The organism is Arthrobacter sp. FW306-05-C (assembly GCF_021801725.1).
In the GTDB taxonomy this organism is placed as follows: Bacteria; Actinomycetota; Actinomycetes; order Actinomycetales; family Micrococcaceae; genus Arthrobacter.
In genome coordinates this window covers 178323-191302 of the sequence record NZ_CP084557.1, presented here as the reverse complement: position 1 = coordinate 191302, position 12980 = coordinate 178323, and the positions used below count along the sequence as shown (strand labels likewise).

The following is a 12980-nucleotide window of genomic DNA, read 5'->3' as shown; positions in this document are numbered from 1 at the left end:
AAGCCCTGCCCACCTTTTCACGTGCCGCACACGCATGGGATTGGCGCCCGCAGTACTTCTCGCCGCGATCGCCGGAACTCCTCTGGAGAGCTCAACAGCCAAGGCGCGTATCCGCGGAAACGAGCGAGACTGCGGCTGTACGGTTGCACCTCAGCACCTCAGCACCTCAGCACCTCAGCACCTCAGCACCACAGGCTCCGGCGGGACTTCCGGCGTCTCCGGTCCCTTGGTTTGAGGGTGCAGAGGTTCCGAGGCACCGGACCGGAGTAAGAGGCAGGGCACTCCACCCTCGACAGAGGGTCCAGCGTGCGAGGGCATGCTGAAGGCCGGTGATTCATTGCCCCCAAGGCATTGAATCACCGGCCTTCAGTGGTTTTATTTGCCTGCGCGCACGAAGGTCACGGCGCCTTTGGAGGTCATCCAGGTCAGGGGGTGGACCGCTGTTTCGTTCTTGCCGTTCAGGCCGGAGCTGAGGACTTGGCCGTTGCCGACGTAGATTCCTACGTGGCCGGGCTGCATGACCATGTCGCCGGGCTGCGGGTCGGTGACGACGGTGCCGTAGTTCATGAACTGCATCGGCCCGAGGTCGCCGACGGGGATGCCGGCAGCGTTGAGGGCGTTTTCGACTAGCCGTGTGCAGTCCTGGATCATACCGATCTGGGCGTAGGCGGAGGACAGCATGATGCCGTTGATCCCGCCCGCGGCTGGCGCGGGCGCCGGCGCGGCAGGGGTGACGGTGACCTGGGCCTTGGCGGGCGCAGCGGCTGCCTTCACCGTCGCAGCGCCCACGGGGACCGCGGCTTTGGGCGCTTCGGCGGCGACTGGCTTGGCTGCTTCCACGACGGGTGCCGGCGTGGTTTCCACCTCCGGACGCTCGAAGGTGATCTGGATCGTGGCGTCGGCGGTCAGCGGGGTCTGGGCCTGGCCTGCGACTTCGAGGGTGGATGCCGGCTCGGCGTCGCGCTGGGCCGGGGCGTCTGCTGCCTGGGCGGCGGTGATGCCGCCAGTCAGGACGAGGCCGGAGGCTGCTGCGAGGACGGCTGCCTGACGGCCTGCGGTGCCGGCGTTTGCGGTGACGGATTTGGACAGCACGGCGATGGCGCTGGTCTGGACGGAGACCGCGCGGTGGCGGCCGTGAGTTTTGCGCATGGGCATGAAAGGGCCTCTCCCACTGCCTGCGAGGTTAGCTGTCGGATTCGGATGGGAGGCACCCGGCCGTGATGGTACACGAAAGGCACCAGGCACGGCTTCACCCCAAGGCCTGCTCGAAGCGGGCCAACTCTGGGTTCCCCGTCTCTGCCGGACGAATTTTACGAACGGATCCCTGGCAGCGGCAGAGTTAGGCAAGTCTGCTCGGGAGTGCCGCATTCGGAGAAACCGGCACGGTTCAGACCCTACGTCACACAAGCCTCATTTGTCACATTTGCATAACGCCCTGACTGGCACCCACCTGCTTGATACCCGGGGTATTTCCGGGATGTCGTCAGTGACCTGGTCAGACCCGCCGGTGCCTGCACCGCCTTCCGCAGCCGTTCAATCCCAGCGCCCATCGATCCTTCATGTTCAAGGAACGGAAAAGCATGGGAGCAATGTCATCGATTTTGGTCGCTGCTAACGCGGCCGTCGTGGCCAGGATGCTGGCAAGCATGAGCAAGTCCTTCCAGCGTCAGGAGGCCCGTGCCCGGACTGCAGCTGGTTACGCCTTTTCCTGGTCCCGGGATCCCAGCAGGCTGCCCAGCACATACAGCCCTACGCCGACGGTGACGAACACGTCGGCGAGGTTGAAGGTGGGAAACCAGCCGCTGTGCAGGTAGTCCACGACGCCGCGCCCGTCCATCCGGTCCACAAGGTTCCCGGCACCGCCGCCAACCACCATCGCCGCACCCGCCCGGGAGAGCGCCGGCATGGCGGGGGCGGTGGACACTGCGTACCAGGACATGGCCAGGACGATGACGGCGGTCGCGGCAATGACCAGCCACGGGGCGAGGTTAGCCCCGAGGCTGAAAGCCACCCCGGTGTTGTACACCAGCTTCAGGTTCACCAGGCCCAGATCGACCGTGGCACCGTTGGAGAGCAGTTCCTCGGCCAAGGCCTTGATGACCAGGTCGGCCACCGCGAGCACGGCGGCCGCGGCGAGCAGGCCAATTTTTACCCGCCATGCTTTGGTGGCAACTGGTGGTGTCCCTGCCGGATCTGCCGGATCTGCCGGGGACGGGACGCTCACGCGGCAGGTTCCAGCGCCGGCGCGGGTTTGGCCGTCCGGAGCGCCATTATTTTGCCGCTGATGCGGCCGGCGCGGACGCCGTTGCCGATCACCACGATTTCGGCGAGTTCGTGGATCAGGACGACCGCGGCCAGCCCCAGGGCGCCGACCAGTGCCAGCGGGATCAGGATCGCGATCAGCAGCAGGGACAGGCCCACGTTCTGCAGCATGATGGACCGGGTCCGGCGGGCGTGGTCCAGGACCTGGGGCAGGTGGTTCAGGTCCTCGCCCATCAGGGCGATGTCGGCGGTTTCAATGGCCACGTCGGTGCCCATGGCACCCATGGCAACACCGGTGTCGGCGGTGGCCAGGGCCGGGGCGTCGTTGACGCCGTCACCGACCATGGCGGTGGGCTGGCGGGACTTCAGGGTCCGGATGATTTCGGCCTTGTCCTCCGGGCGAAGGTCGGCGTGGACTTCGGTGATCCCGGCGTCCTTGCCCAGGGCCGCGGCGGTGATCGCGTTATCCCCGGTGAGCATGGCCGTGGTGTACCCGGAGGCGGTCAGCCGGGCGATGACGTCCCGGGCTTCGGGGCGCAGTTCGTCACGGACAGCGACGGCACCAATGACTTCGCCGGCGGATTCGATCAGGACGGCGGTGGCACCGGCCTTCTGCATCCGCTCGACATCCGCGGCGAGGGAGCCGGGGTTGATCCAGCCGGGGCGGCCCAGCCGGACGGTCTTGCCCTCAAAGGTGCCTTGCAGGCCGGCGCCGGGGACGGTGTCGACGTCGGTCACGTCGGCCTGGGCGGGGGATGCGGCGAGGATGGCGCGGGCCAGGGGGTGTTCGCTGCGGGCCTCCAGCCCGGCTGCGAGGGCCAGAACGTCTTCGCGGGTGACGGTCCCAGCCGCGGCGACATCGATGACTTCAGGCTTGTTCCGGGTCAGGGTGCCGGTCTTGTCCAGGGCGATGGTGCGGATCTTGCCGAGGGTTTCCAGTGCGCCGCCGCCCTTGATCAGCACACCGATGCGGCTGGCGGCGCCGACGGAGGCGACAACGGTGACCGGGACGGAGATCGCCAAAGCGCAAGGCGATGCGGCTACGAGGACGACCAGGGCGCGTTCGAACCACACCAGGGGTTCTCCCATGATGAAGCCGAAGGCGATGATCAGGGCCGCGGCGATGAGGATGCCGGGGACCAGTTTCTTGGCGATGTTGTCCGCCAGGCGCTGCCCGGGTCCCTTGCGGGACTGTTCGGCCTCGACGATGTGCACGATCCGGGCCAGGGAGTTGTTCTCCGCGGCGCTGGTGACTTCGACTTCCAGCGGCCCGGTGCCGTTGATGGACCCGGCGTAGACATCACTGCCGGGACCGGCCTCAACCGGCACGGATTCACCGGTCAGGGCCGAGGTGTCCAGGGAGGTGCGGCCGGTGATGATCCGGCCGTCGGTGGCCAACCGTTCGCCCGGGCGGACGACCATCCGGTCCCCCGGAACGAGCTCGGCCGGGTCAACGGTGACTTCCGTCCCGCCGCGAAGGACTGTCGCTTCGGCCGGGACCAGATCCAGCAAGGCGCGCAGGCCGCGCCGGGTTTTCGCCAGCGAGTATTCCTCCAACCCCTCGGAAATGGAGTAAAGGAAAGCGAGCATCGCGGCTTCCTCGAACTCGCCCAGGGCGACGGCGCCGACGGCGGCGATCGTCATCAAGGTCCCGACGCCGATCCTGCCTTTGGCCAGACGCCGCAGTGTGGAGGGAACAAAGGTCCACGCCGCGACCAGCAGCGCCCCGATTTCCAGGACCAGGCGTAGCCAGTCCGGGCCCCCGGTCAAGGACAGGATCCAGGCGGTCAGGAGCAGCACACCCGAGATTGCCGCGGCCCGGATCTCGTTGATCTGCCAGAAGCCGACCGCCTCCTCAGCCTCTTCGGCCACGGTTTCGGGCTTGTCGTCGCTGCAGCCGCAGGCGTCGCTCATCGGGCGTTCTCCTTCGTCAGTTCCACGTTTGTCGGTACGGCGCCGGTGCTTCCGGTGCCGTAGTTCGGGCACAGGCTGACCGCGTTGCCGGTGGCGGCAAGCAGGACTTCGGCCTGGGCAAGCATGTCCATCAGTTCCGGACGGGACAGCGAGTAATAGACGCTGCGGCCCTGCGCGCGGCCCTGGACCAGGCCACAATCGCGCAGACACGCCACATGGGCGGACACGGTGGACTGGGCAAGCCCCAGCTCCCCGGCCAGATCCCCCACCCGGATCTCGCCGGCGGCCATTCGCTTCACGATGTTCAACCGCGTTGGGTCGCTCAAGGAATGAAACAAAGCCGCTGCGGGTGCAAGCCCACCGCAAGCATCCCCCCAACCAGCCATTTGTATCGTCATACAGCGATGATATCCGATTAAAACGATGGGAACTGGCGATGGGTTTTCTCGTCCTTCGGAACCTGACAGAGGGCTTCGGGCATGCCGTCCGGAGTCCCGAGCGGGGTGAGGTTCAAATATCCAAACATTTGCCGTGACTCCGGTAGGGCGCTGGCGGTAGCGTGAGGCAGCAAAAGCCCGCCTGCACTGGGCGGGTAGGGCACATGTCCTCTGGGTTGCCTAAAGCAAGGCATGGTTTGAAAGGTGTTGGCAGTGTGAGTCTTTCCGCCCAAACGCTGGTGCTGGTCGCGTTCCCGGTCGCCGCGGCGGCTCTGGGGTCGGTCATCGCTGTCCTAAGGCCCCCGGGGCCAAAACTCTCCAGTGCGATTCAACACTTCGCGGCGGGCGTGGTCCTGGCAGCATTGGCCGGAGAAGTACTCCCGGACCTGCGGGCAGAAGGAAACCTCGGGTTCGCGGCCGCCGGTTTTGCCGCAGGCGCAGCTGTCATGCTGTTGTTGGGCGCCCTGGGCCGAAAAATGGACAGACAGTCCCCGGCGTCCGGGACATTGCCGACAGGCCTGCTGGCAGCCGTCGGAATCGATCTGCTGCTGGACGGTTTACTGGTGGGGCTGGGGACTGTTCTGGGTGCCAGAGAGGCGCTTATCCTCACCATCGCCCTCACCATCGAAATCCTGTTCCTGGCACTGTCTTTGACAGTAGAGCTCAAGGAAATTGGCATATCCAACGTCCGTGCAGCGGCAACCAGCAGCGGACTTGGACTCCTGACGGCCGTCGGTGCGATAGGTGGCGCTGTCTTCCTCGGCGGTGCCGGCGCCCCCGTCCTGGCCCTTGTTCTCGCTTTTGGTGCTGCCGCTCTTTTGTATCTCACGGTCGAGGAACTGCTGACTGAAGCGCATGAACAGGAAGAAACGGTGTTTTTGGGTGCCATGTTCTTCCTCGGGTTCCTCGTGATCTACATCCTGGGCGCCCTGTAAGAGCTGCCAGACCTGCAGGTTTGTGGGTGCAGCCTGCATTCCTTGACGCCATCGAGAAACGCTCCTCGGTCCATCTCGCCCACCCCTCACTGACATCCGGGAGGGAGCTCACGGTCGAGGGCGTAGATGCTTCGACAGAAACAGGGGCTCGAGGGACGTTGAAGGCGCCCCCATCACACCAGCCGTCACACACAACAGAAAGTATGACGGAGTGAAAACCGGTGAATGAATGACCACGTCATCTGAACAAATGATAATCTGTTCAGATGAGTCGTCGACTGCAGTCCATTACTGATCCGGATTCCCCGCCCGGGCATCGGGACAACGACCGTGCCCCTTCCCGCGTTGAGTTTCTTCGGGGGGCACTGCCCTCAGGCGAGGATGTTGAGCGGGTCGCCGCGGTGTTCCGGTTGATGGGAGATCCCGGCCGGGTGCGGATCCTCGCCACGCTGCTGGAGGCCGGCGAGGTGTGCGTGCACGACCTCGCCTCGGTGGCCGGTCTCAGCGAATCCTCGGTGAGCCAAGCTCTTCGACTCATGCGCGCGCACCGAGTCGTGGAAACCCGCCGCGCTGGCCGGGTCGTGTTTTACCGTCTCGGCGACAACCACGTTCGGATGTTGCTGGACCTGGCGATCACCCACGCCGGGCACTCCCCCGCAGTCACCGCAGCCCCTTCCCTAACCGACCCCACTCGTCAGGAGCCGACATGAACGCCTCACCTGCCCCTCTTACCTGCCCTAAATGCGAATCGGAGATGCGCCCCTACGAACGCAACGGGGTCATCATCGACCAATGCACAGGGTGCCGCGGAATCTTCCTGGACCGCGGCGAACTGGAGTCCCTGATGGATGCTGAAGCCGCGTTCTACGCTGCCCGGAACGCGGCATCCGGAATGACACAGCCACCCTATGCCCAGACTCCGCAGCCCCTTTACGGCCAGTCTCCCTACCCGGACCGGCGGGACGGTCACCACAGCGGTCATGGTGACCGGCACGACCGCCGCAAGCGCGGGGGGTTCCTCGGAGATCTGTTCGACTGAACCCCGAAGCCCTGCACCAGCACCCCTCAACCTGACCGGCCCTGACTATGAGAAGTGAGCACGCGTGGCGATCGACACCCAGCTTGACCTGAAGACTGTTCTGCCCGAGGCGCTGGATGAACAGGACGCCTGCGTGCGCAGTCTGACCGAGGGCCTGCAGGCCCGGCAGGGCGTGATCGACGCCCATGTCAAGCGCCCGGACGGCGCCGAAGCGGCGCAGCTGTGTGTGCATTTCGAACCCGGTCTCATCAGCCTGCGCCGGATCCGCGAACTGGCCGTGTCTCTGGGTGCCCGGGTGGACAGCGACTTTGGCCACCTCAGCCTTGATGTGGACGGCATCTCCAGGTCCGCCCGGGCGCAACTGCTCGAACAGCGGCTGCGCGAGTTGGACGGGGTGGCGGAGGCCCACGTCTCCGCCACCGGCTCCGTTACGGTTGAATACCTCAAGGACAGGACCTCGGAGAAGGCGGTTTTGCACCTTCTGACGCGCTTTGGAACACCACCGCGCGCAGACCGGACCGGTCCCGCCCAAACCCCTGTGGCAGGTGCCGTTGAAACCGGCCTGCCAGAAGCGGACGCGCATGACCACAAGCACGAAAAGCATGAAGAGCATGATCACAAACATGGCGGGATCTTTGGTGAGCGAAGCGAGCTGATCTTCGCGGTGCTGTGTGCCCTGACCCTGGCGACGGGGTTCCTCCTGGGGCTCAGCTCTGCCGTTCCGGACGTGGTTTCCACCGCGCTGTATATCGCCGCCTATTTCTTCGGCGGCTACTACACCCTGAAGGAAGCCATCCAGACGGTGATGGCCAAACGGTTCGAGATCGATTTCCTGATGCTGGTCGCAGCCGCCGGGGCCGCGGTGCTCGGGGACCTGGCCGAAGGCGCCCTGCTGCTGGCTCTGTTCAGTATCGGCCACGCCCTGGAAAGCTACGCCATGGGCCGGGCCCGGCGCGCCATCCAGGCCCTGGCCGAACTCGCCCCGGACACCGCACTCGTCAGACGCGCCGGCGCTGAACAGGAGATCCCGGTCGGGGAACTGCGGATCGGCGACACCGTCATCATTAAACCCAACACCCGCATCCCCTCGGACGGTCACGTCACCGTCGGGCAGAGCAGCGTGGACCAGTCAGCCGTGACCGGGGAAAGCATCCCAGTTGACAAGACCCCCATCGGGCAAGAGGCGTCCCGGAAGGAGACGGACATCCCGGCCGAAAGCCGGATCTACGCGGGCACGGTCAATGGTCCCGGCGTGCTGGAGATCGAGGTGACACGGCTGTCCAAGGACTCAACGCTCGCCCGCGTGGTGCGGATGGTCAGCGAAGCCCAGGCCCAAATTTCGCCCACGCAACGCTTCACGGACCGCTTTCAGCGCGTATTCGTCCCCGCCGTGCTGATCCTCGTCCTCGCCCTGCTCTTCGCCGGCCTCGTCATCGACGAACCGTTCTCCGCCACGCTCTATCGGGCCATGGCCGTCCTCGTCGCGGCCAGCCCCTGCGCGCTGGCAATCTCCACCCCCAGCGCCGTCCTGTCCGGGCTCGCCCGGGCAGCCCGCGGCGGCCTGCTCATCAAAGGCGGCGGACCTTTGGAGAACCTCGGCACGCTGAGCGCGATCGCCTTCGACAAGACCGGAACCCTCACGGAGGGCAAACCCGAAATGACCGACGTCGAACCAGCGGCGGGCGTGAAGGAAACCGAACTGCTTGCCGTCGCACTCGCCGTCGAATCCCAAAGCGACCACCCGCTGGCCTCGGCCATCGTGACGGCGGCACGCGCCCGACTGGACGGCACACCGCCCCTTACCGCCGGCGCGGTCACCAGCATCACCGGCCGTGGGGTCAGCGCCCTGATCGACGGCGAACAGATCCACATCGGCAAGCAGCAGCTCTTCACCGAGACCGACGGGACACCGTTGACCAAGGACATCCGGGACTCCACTGCACGGCTCGAAGCCGCGGGACGGACCACCATGGTCGTGCGCCGGGGGTCCAAGTATCTGGGCGTCCTGGGCCTGATGGACACTCCCCGGAACTCCGCAGCAACCGTTATCACACAGCTGCGCCGCGCCGGTATCCGGCACATGATCATGCTCTCGGGTGACAACCAGAACGTCGCGGATGCTGTGGCCGGAAAGCTCGGGCTCGATGAGGCCCGCGGAGACCTGCTCCCCGAGGACAAAGTCAAAGCCGTAGTCGAGCTGCGCGGCCGGGAAAATAAGGTCGCGATGGTCGGTGACGGCGTCAACGACGCACCGGCCATGGCCAACGCCACCGTCGGGATCGCGATGGGCGCTGCCGGCTCCGACGTCGCCATGGAAACCGCCGACGTCGCGCTCATGGGAGATGACCTGCAACGGCTCCCCTTCGCCGTGAACCTGAGCCGGCAATCCAGCCGAATCATCCGGCAGAACCTCTGGGCCAGCCTCGGTGTCGTCGCGATTCTCATACCGGCAACCATCACCGGGGCCATCGGCATTGGCCTCGCCGTCGTAATCCACGAAGGATCAACCCTGCTCGTCGTCGCCAACGCCCTCCGCCTCCTGGCCTACCGCGAACCCAAAAACCCAATAGAAGCCCTCACCATCACCGACCCCTGACATAGGCCTTAGCACGGGAGTCGATGGATAGCGATAGATCGGGCCCTTAAGCCCTGACAGGCTGCGCCCGGGTCCCGCCCCAAACCTCGGTACTGTTTAGCCAAGCTAGATGCAGGCATTAGCCCCACCTACCTCTTATGGGAGGGGTCAATAAACCCACCCGCGATCTCGGGCCCTGCCGTCCAGAGATGCCGCATGAGTCTGCCGCGCGGTGCACCCTCGGTGGTCAGTGTCAGTGACGGCGCCGGGGCGGGCATGGCTAGTTTCCGGTGAGCTCCGTGTAGAGCGTCTGAACCCGGGCTTTGATGTCGTCCCGGACCAGGCGCATCCGCTCCATGCCCTCGATCCCGCGTTCGGAGGGCTCGTCCGTTTCCCAGACCTCGAAGCGCTTACCCTCGACCGGTTCAAGCTTGGCCTCGGTACCCAGGACAATAACGGCGTCCACTGCGCCCAGGACTTCGCCGGTGACAGGTTTGGGGTATTCGCCGGTCACATTGATGCCCAGCTCGGTCAGGGACTCCACCGCCTGCGGGTTCAGGCTCGTAGCCGGCTTGGTGCCAGCGGAATAGACGCCAATGGCATCTCCTGCAAGGTCGCGCATGAGTCCGGCAGCGAGCTGGGATTTGCCGCCGTTCTTGCTGCAGACGAACAATACGGACGGTGTCTTTTCGTGGGTCATGAGCGGATTGTTCCTTTTGAGTGAGACGGCGGGATGCGAGGCGGCGAGGGTTAGGCGTTGCTGGTGCCGGAGCGGCCATGGGCAAGACCGGTGGGAAAGCGGACCAGCACAGGTTCCGGCGCCGCGCAGCAACCGGCCTCTGCAGGAGCTGCTCCGACTGCTGCCGATGTAGCGGCCGGGACATCGCAGCTGGTGCCGGTGTCGGTGGAGCAGACCCCGGTGTCGGGGAGCTCGAGGTGGACGGTGTCGGCCGATTCCTGGTCGCCGGCGAGGGCTGCGGCGACGGAGCGGACCTGTTCGTACCCGGTGGCCAGCAGGAAGGTGGGAGCCCGGCCGTAGGACTTCATCCCGACAATGTAGAAGTCTTTGTACGCGTGGGCCAGGAGTTTGGCGCCGTGAGGCGGGACGGTGCCGCAGGAGTGGAATTCCGGGTCGATGAGCGGACCAAGCTCGGTAGGTGCTTCCACGGCGGGGTCCAGGTTGAGGCGGAGCTCGCGCAGGATGTCCAGGTCGGGCCGGAATCCGGTGCAGGGCACCAGTACGTCGGCCTCGATGGTCCGGCCGTCCACCGCGCCCACGGTGACCCCGGAGTCGAGGGATTTGAGGGAGCTGATGCCGAAGCTGGTGTGCAGTTCAATCTTTCCGGCCTCCACGAGCCGGCGGACGCGGCCGCCGAGCTGGCCGCGGGCGGGCAGCCCGTCCAGGTCCCCGCCGCCGTAGACTTTCGCGGCCGAGTCGCCGCGGACGGCCCAGAGGATCCGGGTGTCCGGCTCGTCTTTGGCGAGGTCGGCAAGGTTGATGAGGGTGTTGGCGGCGGAGTGCCCGGCACCAACGACGAGGACGCGGCGGCCGGCAAAGGCTGCACGTTCGCGGCCGGTGACGTCGGGCAGCGGGGCTGAGATCCGGTCCTGTGCTGTGTGTTCGCCGATGGCGGGAAGTCCTGAGGTGCCCAGGGGGTTGCGGGTGGACCAGGTGCCGGAGGCGTCGATGACGGCGGCGACGGTGTGGTCGCGGGTTTCGCCGTCGCTGTGTTCGACCCGGACGGTGAAGGGTGTGGTGTCGCGGCCCTTGATGTGGGTTTTGTCCATTCCTTGCCGGGTGACGGCAGTGACGCGCGCGCCGGTCTGCAGGCGGGACGCGATCTGGGGCAGTGCGGCCAGCGGGGTGAGGTAGTTGTCGATCAGTTCCCCGCCGTAGGGCAGTGCGGTGGGTCGGGGCGCTTCCCAGCCGGTGGCTTCGAGGAGGCGTTCGGCTGCGGCGTCGGTGTTGAACCGCCAGGGGGAGAATAGACGGATGTGGCGCCATTGTTCAATGGCGGCCCCGGGCGAGGTGCCGGCTTCAAAGATCAGCGGTTCCAGGCCCCGTTCGAGCAGGTGGGCCGCGGCGGCCAGGCCGACCGGGCCTGCGCCGATCACGGCGACCCGGAGATTCTGCGCTGATTCCATGGTGTCCTCTTTCATCCGTAGTGGTGGTGCGGTCGCATCAGGTAGGGTCCTGCCAGCCCTGTGGGGCCGGCAGGACCCTGGAGAGTGGGTCAGCAGCAGTCCTCGCCGCAGCAACCTGAGTCGCCGCAGCATCCGTTGGTCATCGCGCTCACCCCCTCCCTGTTCCCGGTTTAGGCGTGGCTGGGTTCTTCGACTAACGCGGTGGCGATGCTGTCTGCATCATCGAGGGCGGCGAGATAGCGTTCGGCATCCAGGGCGGCCGCGCAGCCGGTTCCCGCAGCGGTGATGGCCTGCCGGTAGCGGTGGTCCACCGCGTCCCCGCAGGCGAAGACGCCGGAGAGGTTGGTGACCGTGGTGGGGGCATCGACCTTGATGTAGCCTTCCTCGTCCAGATCCACCTGGCCTGCCACCAGTTCGGTGCGCGGCAGGTGGCCGATGGCGACGAAGATGCCGGTGGCGGCCTGCTCGCGGGTTTCACCGGTGACAGTATCCGTCAGGGTGACGCCGGTGACCCTGCGGTCGCCGTGGATCGCGGTGATCGCGGAGTTCCACGCGAAGCTGATCTTGGGGTTGTCCTTGGCGCGCTGCGCCATGATCCGGGAGGCCCGCAGTTCATCCTTGCGTACGACGACGGTGACGGACCTCGCGAACCGGGTCAGGAAGGTCGCTTCCTCCATGGCGGAGTCGCCGCCGCCGACGACGATGATGTCCTGTTCGCGGAAGAAGAACCCGTCGCAGGTGGCGCACCAGGACACCCCGTGGCCGCTGAGCTTCTTCTCTTCAGGGAGGCCGAGTTCCCTGTACGCGGAGCCGGTGGCGAGGATGATCGCCGGGGCCTGGTGGGTTTCGCCGGCTCCGGTGACGACGGTCTTCAGGTGACCGGACAGCTGGACTTCGGTGACGTCGTCGAACACGACCTTGGCGCCGAATTTCTCGGCCTGTTCCTGCAGCCCGTCCATCAGCTCAGGGCCCTGGATGCCGCCGGGGAAGCCGGGAAAGTTTTCCACCTCGGTGGTGTTCATCAGCGCACCTCCCGCGGTGACCGAGCCGGCCAGCACGAGCGGTTCCAGCCCGGCGCGGGCGGCGTAGATGGCGGCGGTGTAACCGGCGGGGCCGGACCCGATAATGATCAGCTGTTCGTTGCTCATGGGCGTATTCCTCGCAAGTTTCGGGGTTTACTTGGCGGCCGGGATCAGGGAGTCGATCAGGCCCTCGATGCGGGTCTTGATCTCGTCACGGATGGGGCGGACGGACTCGACGCCCTTGCCCGCCGGGTCTTCCAGGACCCAGTCCTCGTAGCGCTTGCCCGGGAAGTAGGGGCATTCGTCGCCGCAGCCCATGGTGATTACCACGTCGGATTCCTTGACCGCTTCGGTGGTGAGGACCTTGGGGACCTCGGTTGACATGTCGATGCCGACCTCGGCCATGGCTTCGACGGCGGCGGGGTTGATCTTGTCAGCCGGCTGGGACCCGGCGGAGCGGACCTCGATCTGGCCCTTGCCCAGCGTGGTGAGGAAAGCGGCGGCCATCTGGGAACGCCCGGCGTTGTGGACGCAGACGAACAGGACGGAGGGCTTCTTGGCGGTTTCGGTGCTCACGGTATTTCTCCTGGAATCGATTGGTGACGTGTGGACTGCATGGTGCCGGTAACGCTCCCCAACCGAACATTGATG

12 protein-coding genes and 1 riboswitch are annotated in these 12980 nt (G+C 66.1%); of the genes, 4 read left to right on the top strand and 8 right to left on the bottom strand.

What is annotated here, in order from left to right; translation table 11 throughout:
• Positions 1-375: 375 nt before the first annotated feature.
• The 4 genes from LFT44_RS21640 to LFT44_RS21625 form a co-directional block, all read right to left on the bottom strand.
• On the bottom strand, positions 376-1155 hold the full coding sequence (locus tag LFT44_RS21640; protein ID WP_236803136.1) for an NlpC/P60 family protein: 780 nt from the start codon (positions 1153-1155) through the stop codon (positions 376-378).
• A 3-nt stretch (positions 1156-1158) separates the two neighbouring features.
• Positions 1159-1356: riboswitch (cyclic di-AMP (ydaO/yuaA leader) on the bottom strand.
• Between the two features lie 340 nt (positions 1357-1696).
• Positions 1697-2224 carry a signal peptidase II gene (lspA, locus tag LFT44_RS21635; RefSeq protein ID WP_272910894.1) on the bottom strand — a complete coding sequence of 176 codons (528 nt, stop codon included), beginning with the start codon at positions 2222-2224 and terminating at the stop codon, positions 1697-1699.
• Complete coding sequence (locus LFT44_RS21630; RefSeq protein WP_236803135.1) at positions 2221-4176, bottom strand: heavy metal translocating P-type ATPase; 1956 nt, start codon at positions 4174-4176, stop codon at positions 2221-2223. The genes lspA and LFT44_RS21630 overlap by 4 nt, the downstream gene beginning before the upstream one ends.
• Positions 4173-4574: an ArsR/SmtB family transcription factor gene (locus tag LFT44_RS21625; RefSeq protein WP_236803134.1), complete on the bottom strand. Its 402-nt coding sequence runs from the start codon at positions 4572-4574 to the stop codon at positions 4173-4175. Before LFT44_RS21625 ends, LFT44_RS21630 begins: the two co-directional genes overlap by 4 nt.
• A gap of 254 nt (positions 4575-4828) precedes the next feature.
• Between LFT44_RS21625 and LFT44_RS21620 the strand changes: the two genes are divergently transcribed.
• The 4 genes from LFT44_RS21620 to LFT44_RS21605 all read left to right on the top strand — a co-directional run bounded on the left by LFT44_RS21620 (position 4829) and on the right by LFT44_RS21605 (position 9183).
• A complete protein-coding gene (locus LFT44_RS21620) occupies positions 4829-5548 on the top strand; it encodes a ZIP family metal transporter (RefSeq protein ID WP_236803133.1) in 720 nt (239 codons plus the stop codon).
• Positions 5549-5814: 266 nt separating this feature from the next.
• Positions 5815-6258: an ArsR/SmtB family transcription factor gene (locus LFT44_RS21615; protein WP_236803132.1), complete on the top strand. Its 444-nt coding sequence runs from the start codon at positions 5815-5817 to the stop codon at positions 6256-6258.
• Positions 6255-6587: a TFIIB-type zinc ribbon-containing protein gene (locus LFT44_RS21610; protein WP_236803131.1), complete on the top strand. Its 333-nt coding sequence runs from the start codon at positions 6255-6257 to the stop codon at positions 6585-6587. The genes LFT44_RS21615 and LFT44_RS21610 overlap by 4 nt, the downstream gene beginning before the upstream one ends.
• A gap of 64 nt (positions 6588-6651) precedes the next feature.
• On the top strand, positions 6652-9183 hold the full coding sequence (locus LFT44_RS21605; protein WP_236803130.1) for a heavy metal translocating P-type ATPase: 2532 nt from the start codon (positions 6652-6654) through the stop codon (positions 9181-9183).
• 259 nt (positions 9184-9442) lie between these two features.
• Here the strand turns inward: LFT44_RS21605 and LFT44_RS21600 are convergent, their stop codons facing one another.
• The 4 genes from LFT44_RS21600 to LFT44_RS21585 all read right to left on the bottom strand — a co-directional run bounded on the left by LFT44_RS21600 (position 9443) and on the right by LFT44_RS21585 (position 12905).
• Positions 9443-9862: an arsenate-mycothiol transferase ArsC gene (locus tag LFT44_RS21600; protein ID WP_236803129.1), complete on the bottom strand. Its 420-nt coding sequence runs from the start codon at positions 9860-9862 to the stop codon at positions 9443-9445.
• A 50-nt stretch (positions 9863-9912) separates the two neighbouring features.
• Positions 9913-11307, bottom strand: a complete 1395-nt coding sequence (locus LFT44_RS21595) for an NAD(P)-binding domain-containing protein (protein ID WP_236803128.1) — start codon at positions 11305-11307, stop codon at positions 9913-9915.
• 170 nt (positions 11308-11477) lie between these two features.
• Positions 11478-12455 (bottom strand): thioredoxin-disulfide reductase, encoded by a 978-nt coding sequence (trxB, locus tag LFT44_RS21590; RefSeq protein WP_236803127.1) that lies wholly within the window; start codon positions 12453-12455, stop codon positions 11478-11480.
• A gap of 27 nt (positions 12456-12482) precedes the next feature.
• Positions 12483-12905 (bottom strand): arsenate reductase ArsC, encoded by a 423-nt coding sequence (locus LFT44_RS21585; protein WP_236803126.1) that lies wholly within the window; start codon positions 12903-12905, stop codon positions 12483-12485.
• Between the last annotated feature and the right edge of the window lie 75 nt (positions 12906-12980).

What these genes read in the sequence shown, in the direction of transcription:
- trxB (WP_236803127.1), bottom strand. Translation starts at nt 12,455, where the DNA reads ATGAGCAACGAACAGCTGATCATTATCGGGTCCGGCCCCGCCGGTTAC.
- LFT44_RS21600 (WP_236803129.1), bottom strand. Translation starts at nt 9,862, where the DNA reads ATGACCCACGAAAAGACACCGTCCGTATTGTTCGTCTGCAGCAAGAAC.
- LFT44_RS21610 (WP_236803131.1), top strand. Translation starts at nt 6,255, where the DNA reads ATGAACGCCTCACCTGCCCCTCTTACCTGCCCTAAATGCGAATCGGAG.
- LFT44_RS21640 (WP_236803136.1), bottom strand. Translation starts at nt 1,155, where the DNA reads ATGCCCATGCGCAAAACTCACGGCCGCCACCGCGCGGTCTCCGTCCAG.
- LFT44_RS21625 (WP_236803134.1), bottom strand. Translation starts at nt 4,574, where the DNA reads ATGACGATACAAATGGCTGGTTGGGGGGATGCTTGCGGTGGGCTTGCA.
- LFT44_RS21630 (WP_236803135.1), bottom strand. Translation starts at nt 4,176, where the DNA reads ATGAGCGACGCCTGCGGCTGCAGCGACGACAAGCCCGAAACCGTGGCC.
- LFT44_RS21595 (WP_236803128.1), bottom strand. Translation starts at nt 11,307, where the DNA reads ATGGAATCAGCGCAGAATCTCCGGGTCGCCGTGATCGGCGCAGGCCCG.
- LFT44_RS21615 (WP_236803132.1), top strand. Translation starts at nt 5,815, where the DNA reads ATGAGTCGTCGACTGCAGTCCATTACTGATCCGGATTCCCCGCCCGGG.